Below are 15012 nucleotides of genomic sequence, written 5' to 3'. Positions count from 1 at the left end.
ATTCAGTAACATATGAGTATTACAGTGGTTTTTGTCTGTGCAATAGATTCATTATATATTTCACATCTCATAAAGTCAACGCAGGAAGGAGTGGGAACTATGGCAATTTATGCCATGGGGGATCTGCATTTTTCCGGAGAGCCCCCCACCAAGCCCATGGAGGTCTTTGGAGCCCAGTGGCTGGGCCATCGGGAAAAAGTCATCACATACTGGAAGGAAACCGTAAAGGAAGAAGACACTGTACTCCTGGTGGGAGACATTTCCTGGTCCATGGACCTGAGGGACGCAGTGGAAAAGGATCTGGGGCCTCTGGCGGCCCTGCCCGGGGAGCTGGCGATCCTCAAGGGAAACCATGACTACTGGTGGAATTCCTTAAAGAAAATGGAAGCCGCCCTGCCCCCCAAGGTGCATTTTCTCCACAATACCTTCTTCCAGACCGGAGACGTGGCCCTGTGCGGCACCCGGGGCTGGAACCTGCCCAGCATGCCCGGGTTCGGGGAACACGACCAGCTGGTGTACGACCGGGAATGCCAGCGGCTGGAACGGAGCCTGGCGGGAGCCCGGGAAGCCGGGGCCAAGCATCTCATCGCCGCCCTCCACTACCCTCCCCTGTACAATCCGGAAGAAGTCACCGGGTTCACGGAGCTGTGCAAAAAGTACCAGGTGGAACAGTGCATCTACGGCCACGTCCACGGAGACGCAGCCCATTTCCTGAACCTGTTCCAGGGGGAACGGGACGGCACCCGGTACCGGCTGGTGGCTGCGGATTACGTGGATTTCAGGCTGGTGAAGATCAGGGATTGACGAGTCAATCCCTGATCAGTCACTAGCCAAAGGAAGGGGGTGTGAAAAAATGCTTTTTCACACCCCGTCACTAGTCACTAGTCTCTAGTCACTAGCCGATGGAAGCCAGCTGACGCAAGCGAAATAAAGGCGCTGTGGATGATTTTTTCACAGCGCCAGGTTGGAAATCCTTTAAAATTTGCTTCAGCAAATTTTCTTCTTTGGCTGTCGACTAGTGACTAGAGACTAGTGACTCTTATAAGCGTAAGAAAGGACTTTACTGTGCATCAATATCTGTTTTTTATCGGCGATTTTCCTGTGCGGATGTACGGCCTGATGCTGTGCACCGCCATTTTCATGGCCACGGCGGTGGCCTATTTCCTGGCCTGGCGGGATGGCCGGGGCTGGGAGAAATACCTGCCGGACCTCGGCATCTACGGCGGCTTCTGCGGACTCATCGGGGCCCGGCTGTGGGACGTGTTCTTCTTTGACTGGGGCTATTACAGCCAGCACCTTGCTGAAATTCCCTTTGTGTGGCAGGGGGGCATGGCCATCCAGGGAGGCATCCTGGGCGGAGTGCTGGGCGGTGCGGTGTACTGCTGGCGCCACCAGGTGGACTGGATTGACATGCTGGACGTGATCTGCCCGGCTCTGTTCATCGGCCAGAGCGTGGGCCGCATGGCCAATCTGCTGAACGGGGACGCCTTCGGGGCCCCCACCGGCGGAGATTTCGGCATATTGTACCCGGCAGGGACCCTGGCCCGTTCCACCTATGGGGCGGTGCCCCTGTGGCCGGCGGAAGTGTGGGAAGGACAGGTGGATGTGATCCTGTTCGCCCTGCTGCTGCTGTTCCAGACCACCAAGCCCAGAAAAGGACAGCCCTGCTGTCTGTATGTGATGCTCTACAGCCTGCTCCGGTTCTTCCTGGAATTTCTCCGGGGAGATTACGTGGAACCCATGCTGTGGGGCCTGAAAAGCGCCCAGGTAACGGCCCTGGTGTCCTTTACTGTGGCACTGGCGCTGTTTGTATGGGTGGGTATGAGAAAAAAGCCGGCTGCGTGATGCAGCCGGTTTTTTTCTCATACCCTTTTTTATTTCTTCCGGTTGTAATTGATCAGGCACCCGTCCAGGATGATTTCCTTTTCTTCCCGGGTCAGGGGCTTGCAGTAGAGATCGATGGCCACGGGGCCTTCTTTTTTCACCACGTAGCCCCGGATGTTGTCCAGATCCCCTTCCAGGGCCTTCCGGATTTCCGGCAGGTAGATCCAGTCTCCCACCTCAAAAGCCGTGGGTTCCCCTTTCAGGTGCAGGGGCAGCATACCCCAGTTGATCACATTGCTCCGGTACCGTTTGGTGGCGTAATCCTGGGTAATGTTGGCCAGGCCCCCGATCACCCGCTGGCAGCTGGCGGCCTGTTCCCGGGCAGATCCGTCACCGGGCCGGGTGGCGTACACCAGAGACCCGATTTCCGTATTGGCCAGGGTGGCATCTCCCGGCAGTTCCCGGATCCGTTCCAGCACTTCCGCCAGTTCCGGCAGATCCTTCCCGGCTTCCCGGGCCAGTTCCAGTTCCTTCACCGCCTTGGTCCGTCCCACGTACTCCGGATCCCGGCGGCTCAGGGTGAATTCCGCCAGTCCCAGCGGGTTGGACCGGTAGGAAGAAGTCTCTCCGGAGGGAATCAGTTCGTCCGTGGTGGTCACCGGATCCAGGATCTTGGAGCACACCTGGAGGAGTACATTATCCCCCAGAGCGGGCATTTCCGGCCAGTCCTTGATATTGGGACCGTAGAACAGCTTCTCTTCCGGTTCCGGCTTCCCAAATCCGTTGCAGACCCGGGCCTTGTAGGCGCTGTCATCAAAGTGGTAGGCCGGCACCTTCCCGAACACATCGGCAAATTCTTCCGCAGAAGTGAGGATGCCGTTGTTGGCGGCAGTGGCGGCGATGCTCCGGGCATCCATCAATGCCACGGCAGCCATCTGTCCCTGGCCCGGCTTGGACCCTTCCCGGTTGGGGAAGTTCCGGGTGTTGTGCCGGATGGACAGGCCGTTGTTGCCCGGGGTATCCCCGGCACCGAAGCAGGGTCCGCAGAAGGCGGTCTTCACCACGGCCCCGGCGGCCATCAGATCACCCAGCATCCCTTTCTTCATTAAATCCATGTACACCGGCAGGGAGGAAGGATACACGTTCAGGGCAAATTCCCCGCTGCCCATGGAACGGCCCCGGAGCAGAGCGGCCGCTTCCGCCACATTGGAATAGTTGCCCCCGGAGCAGCCTCCGATGACCCCATGCTGGACCTGGAGCTTCCCGTCCCGGATCTTGTCGGTGAGGGTGTAGGGCGCCCGTCCCCGGGCCACCTCCGCCGCTTTCTTTTCCGTCTCCCGGAGGATGTCTTCCAGGTTGGCGTTCAGTTCGTCGATGGTATAAGCGTTGGAGGGATGGAAAGGCAGGGCGATCATGGGCTTCACCGTGGACAGGTCCAGGGTGATGCATCCGTCGTAATAGGCCACGGCCCCCGGATTCAGTTCCCGGTAGTCCTCTTCCCGGCCGTGTTCTTTCAAGAAGGCCCGGGTGTCCTCATCGGTCCGCCAGATGGAGGACAGACAGGTGGTTTCCGTGGTCATCACATCCACTGCGTTCCGGTAATCGGTGGTCATGGAGGAAACCCCCGGTCCCACGAATTCCATCACCTTGTTCTTCACATAGCCGTTCTGGAACACCGCCCGGCACAGGGCCAGGGCGATATCCTGGGGCCCCACCCAGGGCTGGGGACGGCCGGTCAGATAAACGGCCACCACTTCCGGATAGTCCGTATCCCAGGTGTCCCCCAGGATCTGCTTGTCCAGCTCACCGCCCCCTTCTCCCACGGCCATAGTACCCAGGGCCCCGTAGCGGGTGTGAGAATCGGACCCCAGGATCATCTTCCCGCAGCCGGCATGCATTTCCCGCATGTACTGGTGGATCACCGCCACATGGGGCGGCACGAAGATGCCCCCGTATTTTTTGGCGGCGGTAAGGCCGAAGATATGGTCGTCCTCGTTGATGGTGCCCCCCACCGCACACAGGGAGTTGTGGCAGCAGGTGAGCACGTAGGGCATGGGGAAATGGTCCATGCCGGAGGCCCGGGCGGTCTGGATGATTCCCACATAAGTCAGGTCATGGGAAGTCAGGGCATCGTAGCGGATCTTCAGCTTTTGCGGATCCCCGCTGGTATTGTGGCTCTGGAGGATGCTCCAGGCAATGGTCCCCTGGCGGCCGGCTTCCCGGTCCACAGGCTGCCCGGCTCTGGCCTGGGCGGCGGCTTGGTTTTCTTCCGGGAACAGGTCCCGGCCGTTGAGCAGATAGGCTCCGTTTTTGTACAATTCCATTTCATTCACCTCATTGACAGATTACTGGAACAGGCCGCCCAGATTGAACACGTGGAGAGCCGCCATGAGCACATTGACCCCAACATTGGCCACGCTGAGCAGGAACAGTGTCTTGAACATTTTGTTCATTTCATAGGTAGTGGTTTCCCGGGCCGCCGAATAGGAGGACATGATGATGGCGCCGCCGGTGGACAGGGGGCTGATGGCCGCCGCAAAGGAAGTGGCCGTAATGGCGGAGATCAGTTCCACATACCCCACCTGCCCGGCAAAGTTTCCGGTGATCTGGTGGGCAATGGGATACAGAGCGGGCATCACCACACCGGTGGTGGAGCTGACCCAGGACAGGATGCCGCTGGTGGCGGCCATAATGGGCACCGCCGAGGCTTCGGTCATGAGAGAAGCCAGGAAGTCGGACACCAGTTTCACGCCTCCCAGTTTGGTGATGACGCTGACCAGCACCCCCACCCCGCAGATCATCATCAGGGTGCCCCAGGGAATCTGCCGGATGGCCTGTTTTTCATCCGCGCATTTCAGAAGGATCAGTACCGCAGCCGCCACAAAGGCGAACAGGCCCGTATCCATCTTGAAGCCGATGCAGAAGATGACCATCACAAGAATGGCGGCCATGGTGATTTTCTGTTCCCGGTTGAAAGCGGGAATATCGGAAAGTTTCAGAGGATTGTCTCCGTTGACCTTGTATCCTTTGTACAGCAGATAGACCACCAGGGTGAATACGAACCCAGACAGCAGGGTGGTGAGGAACAGGTGGAGACCGAAGCCGCTGATACCGTAGGGTTCCGACAGGTTCCGGGCCAGGATCCCGGTGAGGGACAGCGGGGACGCGCAGCCGGCGTTGGCCCCCAACTTGGCGTACAGGGCAGTGGCCATGGGATTGATCTTCAGTTCAAAAGCCAGGTACACCGCAAAGGTGGTCATCAGGATCCCGGCGGCGATGTGGCCGGGCCCGATGGCGGAAATGAAGGCGCTGAGCACAAACATCAGGATGGGGATCAGATAGGTCCGTTTTCCCACCAGGGCCACCACCTTTTTGGAAAACAGGTCCAGGGTGCCGTTGGCGGAGGCCATGCCGAACAGGAAAGTAACCCCCACCAGGGTGACGAACATGGAACTGGAAAAGCCTCCCACAATGGCCTTTACGGGTACGCCCCCGGCCATGCCCAGCAGGAATGCCGCTCCGATGGAAAAGAAGCCGATGTTGATTTTTTTGATGAAGCCGATGGCGACCACCAGGGCCAGCACCAGCAGCGAGATGATACGGAAATCCATGGTACGTTCTCCTTTCCTCAGGCTCAGACCCGTACCCGGGCCAGGCCTTCCAGCAGCAGATTGGCAGTGCGGTAGCCGAAGGTGTCCCGGATGACCGGCACCGGGCCCTCCCCTTCCGGATCCACCCCGCAGGGCAGGATGCCTCCCGGATGGCCGATCCGGATGTTCTGGAGATCACAGCCGGGCCGGAGCACCTGCCGGACCAGGGTTCCGGGAACCGCCGCAGCAGCTGCTGTGCACATGGCACCTGTCATGGCATAGCTGGGATGGGTCTTCTGCATGGACATCATCCGGGCCACCAGGTCCACCTGGTCCGCCTGTACCTCTTCTCCGGCGGAGGTGGTGTATTCCTGGGGCGGGGCCACCAGGGTCATTTTGGGCAGCCCCGGGGTGACCCAGGCCGCTTCTTCCGGGGTGCTGCACAGCCCCAGCTTCACCGCTGCCAGGCCCCGGATGGTTTCCAACAGCCGGAGCAGTTCCGGATCCCCGTTGATGGCGTCCGGAAGTTCCGTACCGGTGAGCCCCAGATCCACCGCTTTGACGAACACCAGGGGATTGGCCGCATCCACCAGGGATACCTCCACCGTTCCCCGGCCGGGCACTTCCAGCACGTCCACCGGATTCCCGGTGGGCAGCAGCCCTTTCCCCAGGGTCCCGGCAGGATCCACGAACCGCAGCTTGAGAGGCGCCGCCGTACCGGGCACCCCGGCGATCCGGAAATCTCCCTCGTATTTCACCTGGCCCTCAGAAGTGGGGACTTCTTCCTGGATCACCTTGCCGGTGTTGGTGTTGTAGATCCGCACCAGGGTACTCCCTTCCAGGGCAGGCACCAGTTTCTTCTCGATGGCGAAGGGCCCCACCCCGGAAGAGATGTTCCCGCAGTTGCCCCCGTAGCTGACCACTGCCTTGTCCACGGACACCTGGGCGAAGGTGTAATCCACATCCGCATCGGGCCGGTCCGATTTCCGCAGGATGGCCACCTTGCTGGTCACCGACTGGCTGCCTCCCAGCCCGTCAATCTGTTTCTTGTCCGGACTGCCCATGAGCCGCAGCAGCAGGCTGTCCCATTCCTTCCGGTTGGCCGGCAGATCTTTTTCCAGCAGGTAGACCCCCTTGCTGGTACCTCCCCGCAGCAGCGTTACCGGTAATCTGTATACTTTCTCCATGGTGTACCCCTCTCTGGATTCGTTCCGAACCCCCAGTTCTTTTCATGGCTTTATGGTACCAGAATTATCAGAATAGGTTAAATTCATCTTTTATTGTTTTATCATGAATTAAATTCATGTTTTTAGGTAGAAAAAACCGGACAGCCCGAAGCTTATGCTACACTTTTTGGTCTGTCCGTTGTTTGATTTTTATAGATTGTAATATAGTCCTATACAGGGTCCAACAGGAGCTGTACTTTTTTTATTTTCCGTAAAATAGATTCAATTCATGAAATCCATACTTATCATGGATTTTTGCCATGGTTTACAGTATAATCGAAGAAAAAAGCAGGGAGGATGCCATGGATTTCAAAGAACTCACCTATGTGCTGGCCATTGCCCGGCACCAGAACATCACCCGGGCCGCCGAGGCCCTCCATCTCACCCAACCCACCCTGTCCAAATTTCTCAAGGCCCTGGAAACAGAACTCCACCAGCCCCTGTTCCAGCGTCTGGGGAACCGGTACCAGCCCACCTACGCAGGGGAACGGTACCTGCAGCGGGCCAGGGAGATCCTGGAGGCCAAACGGGCCCTGGACCAGGAAATGGGCGACATCATCAAGAACAACGAAGGGTACCTGAAGATCGGGTTCCCCACCATGCGGGGTACCTATATGCTGCCGGTGACCCTGCCCATTTTCCACGACCGGTATCCCAATGTGCGGATCGACGTCCACGAGGCCAATTCTGAACATCTGGTGAAACTGCTGCTGGACGGGGACATCGACCTGGCCTTTTTCAACTACCTGGACCCGGAGCCCGGACTGGCCACCACGGTGATCAGCCGGGAGGAAGTGGTGCTGGTGATGAACAGGGACAGCGAATTCACCCGGTTCGGCCGGAAAAAGAAGGACTGCCGGTATCCCCACATGGATCTGAAACTGCTGAAGGACCAGGGGTTCATCCTCCAGAACGCCACCCAGAGGACCCGGCAGGTGGTGGACCGGCTGTTCCGTCAGCAGCACATGGAGCCCCGGATCATCCTGGAGACCAAGAACATCCAGGCTGAAGCGGAACTGGCTGCCCGGGGATACGGGTTCACCTTCATCACCGAGACCCATCTGAAGTACATCCCCGACCGGAGCCAGCTGGCCCTGTTTTCCGTAGGCAGTCCCAGCACCACCGTCACCTTCGTGGCCGCCTACCGGAAAAACGGCTATCTGCCCTTCCACGCCCAGGAATACATCAAGGTGGTGAAGGAGTTTACGTGAAAAAGGGGGGCTGTTGCTCATGCAACAGCCCCCCCTATTTCACTTCTTCCCCCATCTCCGGCAGGTAATACTTCCGTCCCTCTTCCAGGATTTTCTCCGGGATCCCGAAGAAGGGCTCGGCGATGCTGCCGGCCATGGCGGCCAGGGTATCGGTATCCCCGCCCAGGGAGACGGCGTTCCGCAGGGCGTCCTCGAAATTCTCCGCCTCCAGGAAGGCCTCCAGGGCCTGGGGTACGGAACCTTCACAGGTGGCGTCCCCCTGATAACTGTCCCGGATCTCCTCCAGCCGGAAATCCAGGGGATAGTACTGGCGCAGGTAAGTGCGGATCTGTTCCTTTGTCTTGTGCTGCCGGGCCAGGAACACCGCCCCGGCCACCGCCCGGGCCGCCCGGTAGGAATCCGGATGGTTGTGGGTCACCTGGCAGGACAGCACCGCCAGATGCTGGGCCTCTTCCAGGGTGGAAGCGAACCACCCGGCCGGGGACACCCGCATGGCCGCCCCATTGCCGAAGCTGCCGTAGGGCCCCATGGCCGGATCACTGAGCCACTGCCGGAACTTGCCCCCGAATCCGGCGTTGGGGTATTTCTGCCCCAGCTGCCGCATATACCGGGCCAGGAGAGGCAGCACCGTCTCCGCCTCCAGCAGCTTCCCGGCTTTTTGGGCCTCCCGAAAGGCCCGGGCCACCGCCAGGGTCATGAGAGAATCGTCGGTAGCCCGGCAGCCCGGCTGGAAAAGAGGAAACTCCTTCCCCTTGTGCCCGGACCATTCATACACCGAGCCCACAATATCGCCAATAAAAGCACCTTCCATGATGGGACCTCCTATTTCCACTCCAGTTCCACGGGGCAGTGGTCGCTGCCCATGACTTCGTTGTGGATGATCACATCCTGGATCCGGTCTTTTCCGTTCTGGGACACCAGGAAATAGTCGATCCTCCACCCGGCGTTCCGTTCCCGTGCCTTGAACATATAGGACCACCAGGTGTAAGCGCCTTCCTTGTCGGGATACAGGCTCCGGAAGGAATCCACGAACCCGTGGTCCAGGAACTGCTGGAACTTGGCCCGTTCCTCATCGGTGAACCCGGCATTCTTGTGGTTGCTGTCCGGGTTCTTCAGATCGATGGGCTGAGCGGCCACATTCAGGTCCCCGCACACGATCACCGGCTTCTTCCGGGCCAGCCCGGCACAGTAATCCTGGAACACGTCCTCCCACTGCATCCGGTACTCCAGACGGGTGAGCCCCCGCTGGGAATTGGGGGTGTACACGTTCACCAGGTAGAAATCCGGGTATTCGGCAGTGATCACCCGGCCCTCCTGGTCATGTTCTTCCTGCCCCAGGCCGTAGGTGACGGACAGGGGTTCCGTTTTGGAAAATACGGCGGTACCGGAATAGCCCTTTTTCACCGCACTGTTCCAGTATTCATGGTAGCCGGGAAAATCGAAGGAAGCCTGTTCCCGCTGCATCTTGGTTTCCTGGACGCAGACAATGTCCGCCCCCGCCGCCGTCATAAAATCAGCAAATCCTTTGTTCATGCAGGCCCGAAGCCCGTTTACATTCCAGGTAATCAGTTTCATGGGTTATACCTCGTGTGTCGTTCATCGTGAATCGTTGGTCGTTCATGGTTCATCACTCTGCACTCTTTCCTCGTGCAAGCTCTGGCAGGATCCAGTTCATCACCCCCAGGGCTGCGGCCCACAAAACCGGGTAGGCCGGTTCCGGCAGGACAAACTGGAAAGAGGTGAGGCAGCTCCAGAAGGCCGCGGTGATCAGCCCCAGCCCTCCGTTGAACAGAATCCGGTGCTGGTACCGGGCCCCGCACCGGGCGTATTCCACCCCCAGGGCCAGGTAGAACAGCTGCTGGAGAAAGGCGGCCCCCAGGGCGCCCCGGTCCGGGTCAGCCACCGCCCACAGGGCCCCGGCGGTCTGGAGCACCGGCCACAGGGTCCACAGGATTCCCCGGGACCTGAGCATCCTCCGCTTTCCGTAAAAATGCCACAGGCTGTACCAGGTGCAGGGAACCGTCACCAGGAACCAAAGTTCCAGCAGGGGATATTCCACCTTCAGGGGCCAGGCTGCCGGGAACAGGTACAGCACTCCCAGCACCAGGGCCGCTGCCGCCAGCTGCCAGGCCCGTTTCCTCTTTTTCAGCCGCTCGATCACCGGCAGGGCCAGCCACACCCCGGACCCCACCCACAGGAGCAGAACCAGTTTCAGGGGAAAATACCAGTCCACCGCCGGGGTGGCAAAGGCGGTAAGAGTGTTGAACAGCAGCACCACCCAGAAGATCAGATCCTTCCGCTGCCGCAGGATCAGTTTGCCCAGCTGCCTTTTATCCATGGGCCGTATTCTCCATTTTCGCCAGGAATTCCAGGCTCCGCAGGGGCCGGTCCGTCTGGTACAGGATGAACTGGTGGAGGATCTTCTCCATGGCCATCAGTTCCCGGCCCCGGACGGTGAAATCCGGGGGAGCCTGGAGATCCAGATGGAGCAGCCGGTCCATCAGATCCCGGGTGGCCACCGTAAAGGGCAGTTCGTCCCCCATGGCGCATTTTTTGCACAGGAAGCCCCCCTGGACCAGACTGAAATACCCGTCTTCCGTCACCGACTCCCCGCAGCTGGTGCACTGGTCCAGGATGGGGTTCAGCCCGCACAGGGCCAGCAGCTTCAGCAGGGTGCTATCAGTAACCAGCCGCCGGTTCCGTTTCCCCAGCAGCCGGAAGGCCTCCAGCAGCAGCTGGAACACCTCTTCCTGGGGCTCCTCTTCTCCCAGAAGATGCTCTGCCGCCTCCCCGATGATGGCTCCGTAGGCCAGGTTCTCCCAGTCCATGGCAAGGGGCATCTCCAGGCTTTCGCAGCCCCGTAAGGAAGCCACCTTCCGGCCCGGATTCAGGGTCAGCCGCAGATGGGCAAAAGGCTGGACCAGTCTCCCGCTCTGGCTCCGGGGATAGGCCGCCCCATAGGCCACGAAGGAGATTTTCCCGTGTTCACGACAAAAGCAGACTGCGTATTTGTCCGCAGTCTGCCAGTTTTTCACTCGGAGGATCACTGCTTCGTCCTGAAACACTTCACTGCTCATGGCCAGCCGCTTCCTTCTTTTCTTTTTTCAGGGGGATCACCCGGACCCGGAGCACCCGGAACCCGGTGGAATCCAGCACTTCGAACTTGCAGCCATTTTCCTCCACGCTGTCCCCCACCACCGGCTGCCGGCCGATGAGGCCGAACACATAGCCGCCGATGGTATCTTCTTCCGGATCATCGAACTGGATCCCCATGATTTCCGATACCTCGTCCAGGAGCACCAGCCCATCGAACACATAGGATCCGTCAGGCATCTTGTTGATTTCCGGCATGTCCGTATCGTGTTCATCCTGGATGTCGCCCACGATTTCTTCCAGCAGGTCCTCCATGGTCACAAGACCTGCGGTGCCTCCGTATTCATCGGCCACAGCCGCCATCTGCACATGCTTGTGCTGCATCAGCTGGAGGATTTTGGCAATGGACATACTTTCCGGCACCACGTCGATTTCCCGCATAATGGACCGGAGGTCGAACCCGGGCTGTTTGTAGTCCGCATTCATGAACTCCCGGATGTGGACCATCCCCAGGATATGGTCCCGATCCTCTTCACAGAGAGGATACCGGGTGTGGCCGGATTCCCGGATCACCTTCATGTTCTCCTCGATGGGATCGTCCACGAACAGGCACACCATGTCCTGCCGGGGCACCATCACTTCCCGGGCCACCCGGTCTGCAAAGTCGAACACGTTGTCGATGAGCCGGCTTTCCACCGGATCGATGCTGCCTCCCTTTTCGCTGGCGCTGACCATCTTCCGGATGTCGTCTTCCGAATGGCTGGTGCCGGCCGTCTGGGGTTCCACCCCCATGAACCGGTACAGGGCTGCCCCCAGGTGCCAGAACACAAAAGCAAAAGGATATAGGATTGGTTTCAATATGCGCCCAAGCGCAGGTCCCGCGTCTATAGGACATCTCTCCTTTGATCAGTTTGCCGGGCCGTTCCCCGGCGGTTTGTATCTCTCAATTATACACTTCTCCCGGGGGCCCGGTCAATATTGGGACCGTTCTCCCGCCAGGCCCAGCCGTTTCAGGTCCCCTTCCTTTTCCCGCCATTTGGGCCGTACCTTTACCCACAGTTCCAGGTACACCCGGTTGCCCAGGAAAGCTTCCATATCCTCACGGGCCCGCTGGCTGATTTCCTTCAGCATCTTCCCTTTTGCCCCGATCAGGATGGCTTTCTGGGAATCCCGTTCCACGTAGATATCCGCCCGGACGTACACCAGGTTGTTGGGCCGGGTCTTCATTTCCTGGACCTGGACCGCCACTGCATGGGGCACTTCGTCCCGGGTCAGCTGGAGGATTTTCTCCCGGACGATTTCCGCCGCCATCACCCGTTCCGGCTGGTCAGTGTACATGTCTTCCGGATAGAAGCTGGGCCCTTCCGGCAGGCACCGGACGATTTCCTGGAGCAGGGGCGAAAAATCCTCATCTTCCAGGGCGGAGAGGGTGAGTACACTGCGGAAGGGATATTCCTTCCGGAATTTGTCGATGATGGGCAGCAGCACAGCCTTGTCCGGCAGCCGGTCGATTTTGTTCAGCACCAGGATCACCGGAGCATGGCATTCTTCCTTCAGCCGTTCCAGGATCACCTGTTCTCCCTTGCCCCGTTTTTCTGAGGCGTCCACCACAAACAGCACCACGTCCACTTCCTTGATGGCGTTGAGAGCCGCCTGGACCATGTGCTCTCCCAGTTTGTCCTGGGGTTTGTGGAGACCGGGGGTGTCCAGGAACACCATCTGGGCCTCCTCCGTGCTTAAAATGCTCAGGATTCGGTTCCGGGTGGTCTGGGGCCGGTCAGAGATGATGGCCACCTTTTCTCCCACCAGATGGTTCACCAGGGTGGATTTTCCCGCGTTGGGACGGCCCACAACGGCCACAAAGCCGGAGTGATGCTGTTGGGTATTCTTTTCTTCCATAAAATTCCTTTCTTTTTACAGACTGAAGTCATCGGGCAGCAAATCCGCCACCGTGGCGGACCGGTACTGGCCCTGAATATTGGTCAAATAGATCCGGGGGATGCGGAATTCCGCCATCACCTGCCGGCAGGCCCCGCAGGGGGACACCGGTCCCGGGGTATCGGCGGTGACGCACAGGGCGGCAAACTCCCGGACCCCTTCCTTCACCGCGGCGAAAATGGCGCACCGTTCGGCGCAAAGAGTCAGGCCGTAGGAGGCGTTCTCCACATTGCAGCCGGTGAAAATCCGCCCGTCCGCCGCCCGGACCGCCGCACCCACGGCAAACCGGGAATAGGGGCTGTAGGAATGTTCCCGCACGGCACAGGCTGCTTCAAAGAGTTCCCGGTCCAGTTCAGCCTCCATACTTTTCCTCCGCCAGGTCCAGTTCCCGGAGGATTTCTTCCTCCCGGGCCCGCATCACCCGTTTGTCCGCTTCTTCCATATGGTCATAGCCCAGCAGATGGAGCATGCCGTGGACCGCCAGGTAGGTCATTTCCCGGGTAAGCCCGTGGCCGAATTCCTCTCCCTGTTCCACCGCCCGGGGCGCAGAGATGATCACGTCCCCCAGCAGGTGTTCCGCTTCCCCGTCTTCCACTTCCGGTTCCTCGTCCCCTTCGTCCAGGGCGAAGCTGAGCACATCGGTGGGGCGGTCAATGCCCCTGTAGTCCCGGTTCAGAGTATGGATTTCTTCATTATTCACAATGGTAATGTCCACTTCCGTATTGTCCGTCAGATTCTCCTTCCGGGCCACAATGTCCATGGCCTTTTTCAGGGTCTCTTCCAGTTCTTCAGGAATGGCGATTTCCGTCTGGTTGTTTTCCAGGGTAACGATCATTTTCCTTCTCCTTTATTTTTCTCCGCCTGGGCCTGCCGGTGTTCCTTCCGGGCCCGGTCATATTTTTCATAGGCGCGGATAATGGCCCCCACGATTTCGTGCCGGACCACATCCTGTTCCGAGAACCGGACGATGCCGATGCCCGGCACCCCGTCCAGTACCTGGGCGGCATTCACCAGCCCGGACTGCCGGCCGCTGGGCAGGTCCACCTGGGTGGCATCCCCGGTGACCACCAGCTTGGAGCCGAACCCGAACCTAGTGAGCGCCATCCGCATCTGTTCCGCCGTGGTGTTCTGTGCTTCATCCAGGATAATGAAGGCATCGTTCAGGGTACGGCCCCGCATATAGGCCAGGGGTGCCACTTCGATGATTCCCCGCTGGAGATTCTTCTGGAAAGCTTCCATCCCCAGCATTTCGTACAGGGCATCGTACAGGGGCCGCAGGTAGGGATCCACCTTTTCCTGGAGGTCACCGGGCAGAAAGCCCAGTTTCTCCCCGGCTTCCACCGCCGGACGGGTCAGGATGATCCGCTCCACTTCCTTGTTCTTCAGGGCCTTTACCGCCATGGCCACCGCCAGATAGGTCTTCCCGGTGCCGGCTGGACCGATGGCAATGGTAATGTCGCTTTGGGCTATGGTCTTCAGGTACCGCATCTGGCCCAGAGTCTTGGCCTTCACCTGGCGGCCCCGGACAGTGGTGAGCACCGTGTCCGTGAACAGCTTGTGGAGCTGCTCCTCCTGGCCCTCCCGGACCAGCCGCAGGCTATATTTCACATCGTGCTGGGTAATGGGCATCCCCTGCCGGTACAGGAACAGCAGTTCCCGGACCAGCCGTTCCGCCAGTTCCACGTCCTGGAGAGTCCCCTGGACGATCAGCTGGTTGCCCCGGGGAATCAGCCGGCAGCCCAGGCTCTGCTGCATTTCTTTCAGATATTCATCCGTTTCACCCAGGACCGCCACCATTTCCCGGGCGTCCTGGAATTCAAACCGTTTTTCCGTCACTTCAGGCAAATTCTCTTCCTCCTGTTTGGGTGCAAAGATAGATTGACTGTTTCTTTTCATTATATCGTTTCCCGGAGAAAAAAGAAACAGGAAACCCACTTGACAAAAAATGGGATATCGTTTAAAATAATTTTGTTGCTTATGGAACTATAGCTCAGATGGTTAGAGTATCACGTTGACATCGTGGGGGTCACTGGTTCGAGTCCAGTTAGTTCCACCAGTTAAAAAGCAGAGGCTGCCGGAAGGCAGCCTTTTTTGTTGACAGCACGACAAAAAAGAGGCCCGCAGGCCTCT

General features: G+C 59.1%; 15 protein-coding genes and 1 tRNA gene. 4 read left to right on the top strand and 12 right to left on the bottom strand.

Annotated elements, in window-relative coordinates; genetic code table 11:
* Window positions 1-99 precede the first annotated feature (99 nt).
* Together ACFER_RS03320 and lgt are read left to right on the top strand one after the other, a co-directional pair.
* Window positions 100-804, top strand: coding sequence for a metallophosphoesterase (locus ACFER_RS03320; protein WP_012938017.1), 705 nt, complete (start codon window positions 100-102; stop codon window positions 802-804).
* Between the two features lie 261 nt (window positions 805-1065).
* Window positions 1066-1845 carry a prolipoprotein diacylglyceryl transferase gene (gene lgt / locus ACFER_RS03315; RefSeq protein ID WP_012938016.1) on the top strand — a complete coding sequence of 260 codons (780 nt, stop codon included), beginning with the start codon at window positions 1066-1068 and terminating at the stop codon, window positions 1843-1845.
* A gap of 29 nt (window positions 1846-1874) precedes the next feature.
* On the opposite strand, the gene ACFER_RS03310 is transcribed toward lgt, so the two are convergent.
* From ACFER_RS03310 to ACFER_RS03300, 3 genes are read right to left on the bottom strand one after another with little or no spacing between them, the layout of a single operon-like run.
* A complete protein-coding gene (locus tag ACFER_RS03310; protein ID WP_012938015.1) occupies window positions 1875-4148 on the bottom strand; it encodes a hydratase in 2274 nt (757 codons plus the stop codon).
* Between the two features lie 21 nt (window positions 4149-4169).
* The gene (locus ACFER_RS03305; RefSeq protein WP_012938014.1) at window positions 4170-5435 is read right to left on the bottom strand and encodes an SLC13 family permease; all 1266 of its coding nucleotides are present in this window, start codon (window positions 5433-5435) and stop codon (window positions 4170-4172) included.
* A gap of 23 nt (window positions 5436-5458) precedes the next feature.
* The gene (locus ACFER_RS03300) at window positions 5459-6601 is read right to left on the bottom strand and encodes a 2-methylaconitate cis-trans isomerase PrpF family protein (RefSeq protein ID WP_012938013.1); all 1143 of its coding nucleotides are present in this window, start codon (window positions 6599-6601) and stop codon (window positions 5459-5461) included.
* Window positions 6602-6942: 341 nt separating this feature from the next.
* Between ACFER_RS03300 and ACFER_RS03295 the strand changes: the two genes are divergently transcribed.
* Window positions 6943-7851: a LysR family transcriptional regulator gene (locus tag ACFER_RS03295; RefSeq protein WP_012938012.1), complete on the top strand. Its 909-nt coding sequence runs from the start codon at window positions 6943-6945 to the stop codon at window positions 7849-7851.
* A 34-nt stretch (window positions 7852-7885) separates the two neighbouring features.
* On the opposite strand, the gene ACFER_RS03290 is transcribed toward ACFER_RS03295, so the two are convergent.
* The 9 genes from ACFER_RS03290 to ACFER_RS03250 form a co-directional block, all read right to left on the bottom strand.
* Window positions 7886-8662 (bottom strand): ADP-ribosylglycohydrolase family protein, encoded by a 777-nt coding sequence (locus ACFER_RS03290; protein WP_012938011.1) that lies wholly within the window; start codon window positions 8660-8662, stop codon window positions 7886-7888.
* Between the two features lie 11 nt (window positions 8663-8673).
* Entirely contained in the window at window positions 8674-9426 is a 753-nt protein-coding gene (locus ACFER_RS03285) for an exodeoxyribonuclease III (protein WP_012938010.1), read from the bottom strand.
* Between the two features lie 52 nt (window positions 9427-9478).
* On the bottom strand, window positions 9479-10189 hold the full coding sequence (locus tag ACFER_RS03280) for a hypothetical protein (RefSeq protein WP_012938009.1): 711 nt from the start codon (window positions 10187-10189) through the stop codon (window positions 9479-9481).
* Entirely contained in the window at window positions 10182-10928 is a 747-nt protein-coding gene (gene recO, locus ACFER_RS03275; RefSeq protein WP_012938008.1) for a DNA repair protein RecO, read from the bottom strand. Before recO ends, ACFER_RS03280 begins: the two co-directional genes overlap by 8 nt.
* Window positions 10918-11802: a hemolysin family protein gene (locus tag ACFER_RS03270; RefSeq protein ID WP_041666091.1), complete on the bottom strand. Its 885-nt coding sequence runs from the start codon at window positions 11800-11802 to the stop codon at window positions 10918-10920. The genes recO and ACFER_RS03270 overlap by 11 nt, the downstream gene beginning before the upstream one ends.
* A gap of 114 nt (window positions 11803-11916) precedes the next feature.
* Window positions 11917-12843 (bottom strand): GTPase Era, encoded by a 927-nt coding sequence (gene era, locus ACFER_RS03265; RefSeq protein ID WP_012938006.1) that lies wholly within the window; start codon window positions 12841-12843, stop codon window positions 11917-11919.
* Window positions 12844-12858: 15 nt separating this feature from the next.
* Window positions 12859-13245, bottom strand: coding sequence for a cytidine deaminase (locus ACFER_RS03260; RefSeq protein WP_012938005.1), 387 nt, complete (start codon window positions 13243-13245; stop codon window positions 12859-12861).
* Window positions 13235-13717, bottom strand: coding sequence for an rRNA maturation RNase YbeY (gene ybeY / locus ACFER_RS03255; protein WP_012938004.1), 483 nt, complete (start codon window positions 13715-13717; stop codon window positions 13235-13237). The genes ACFER_RS03260 and ybeY overlap by 11 nt, the downstream gene beginning before the upstream one ends.
* Window positions 13714-14727, bottom strand: a complete 1014-nt coding sequence (locus ACFER_RS03250) for a PhoH family protein (protein ID WP_012938003.1) — start codon at window positions 14725-14727, stop codon at window positions 13714-13716. The genes ybeY and ACFER_RS03250 overlap by 4 nt, the downstream gene beginning before the upstream one ends.
* 134 nt (window positions 14728-14861) lie before the next feature.
* On the opposite strand from ACFER_RS03250, the gene ACFER_RS03245 reads away from it, so the two are divergent.
* Window positions 14862-14938 (top strand) — tRNA-Val (locus ACFER_RS03245).
* Window positions 14939-15012 lie beyond the last annotated feature (74 nt).

Origin of the sequence: Acidaminococcus fermentans DSM 20731, from assembly GCF_000025305.1 — a bacterium.
GTDB classification, from domain to species: Bacteria; Bacillota; Negativicutes; order Acidaminococcales; family Acidaminococcaceae; genus Acidaminococcus; species Acidaminococcus fermentans.
This window is presented reverse-complemented; position numbering and strand designations above follow the sequence as displayed.

Bases quoted from the DNA above. Each gene is read 5' to 3' on its own strand.
- ACFER_RS03295 (WP_012938012.1), top strand. From the start codon at position 6,943: ATGGATTTCAAAGAACTCACCTATGTGCTGGCCATTGCCCGGCACCAG.
- ACFER_RS03280 (WP_012938009.1), bottom strand. From the start codon at position 10,189: ATGGATAAAAGGCAGCTGGGCAAACTGATCCTGCGGCAGCGGAAGGAT.
- recO (WP_012938008.1), bottom strand. From the start codon at position 10,928: ATGAGCAGTGAAGTGTTTCAGGACGAAGCAGTGATCCTCCGAGTGAAA.
- ACFER_RS03300 (WP_012938013.1), bottom strand. From the start codon at position 6,601: ATGGAGAAAGTATACAGATTACCGGTAACGCTGCTGCGGGGAGGTACC.
- ACFER_RS03285 (WP_012938010.1), bottom strand. From the start codon at position 9,426: ATGAAACTGATTACCTGGAATGTAAACGGGCTTCGGGCCTGCATGAAC.
- era (WP_012938006.1), bottom strand. From the start codon at position 12,843: ATGGAAGAAAAGAATACCCAACAGCATCACTCCGGCTTTGTGGCCGTT.
- ACFER_RS03320 (WP_012938017.1), top strand. From the start codon at position 100: ATGGCAATTTATGCCATGGGGGATCTGCATTTTTCCGGAGAGCCCCCC.
- ACFER_RS03260 (WP_012938005.1), bottom strand. From the start codon at position 13,245: ATGGAGGCTGAACTGGACCGGGAACTCTTTGAAGCAGCCTGTGCCGTG.
- ybeY (WP_012938004.1), bottom strand. From the start codon at position 13,717: ATGATCGTTACCCTGGAAAACAACCAGACGGAAATCGCCATTCCTGAA.
- ACFER_RS03305 (WP_012938014.1), bottom strand. From the start codon at position 5,435: ATGGATTTCCGTATCATCTCGCTGCTGGTGCTGGCCCTGGTGGTCGCC.
- ACFER_RS03290 (WP_012938011.1), bottom strand. From the start codon at position 8,662: ATGGAAGGTGCTTTTATTGGCGATATTGTGGGCTCGGTGTATGAATGG.
- ACFER_RS03310 (WP_012938015.1), bottom strand. From the start codon at position 4,148: ATGGAATTGTACAAAAACGGAGCCTATCTGCTCAACGGCCGGGACCTG.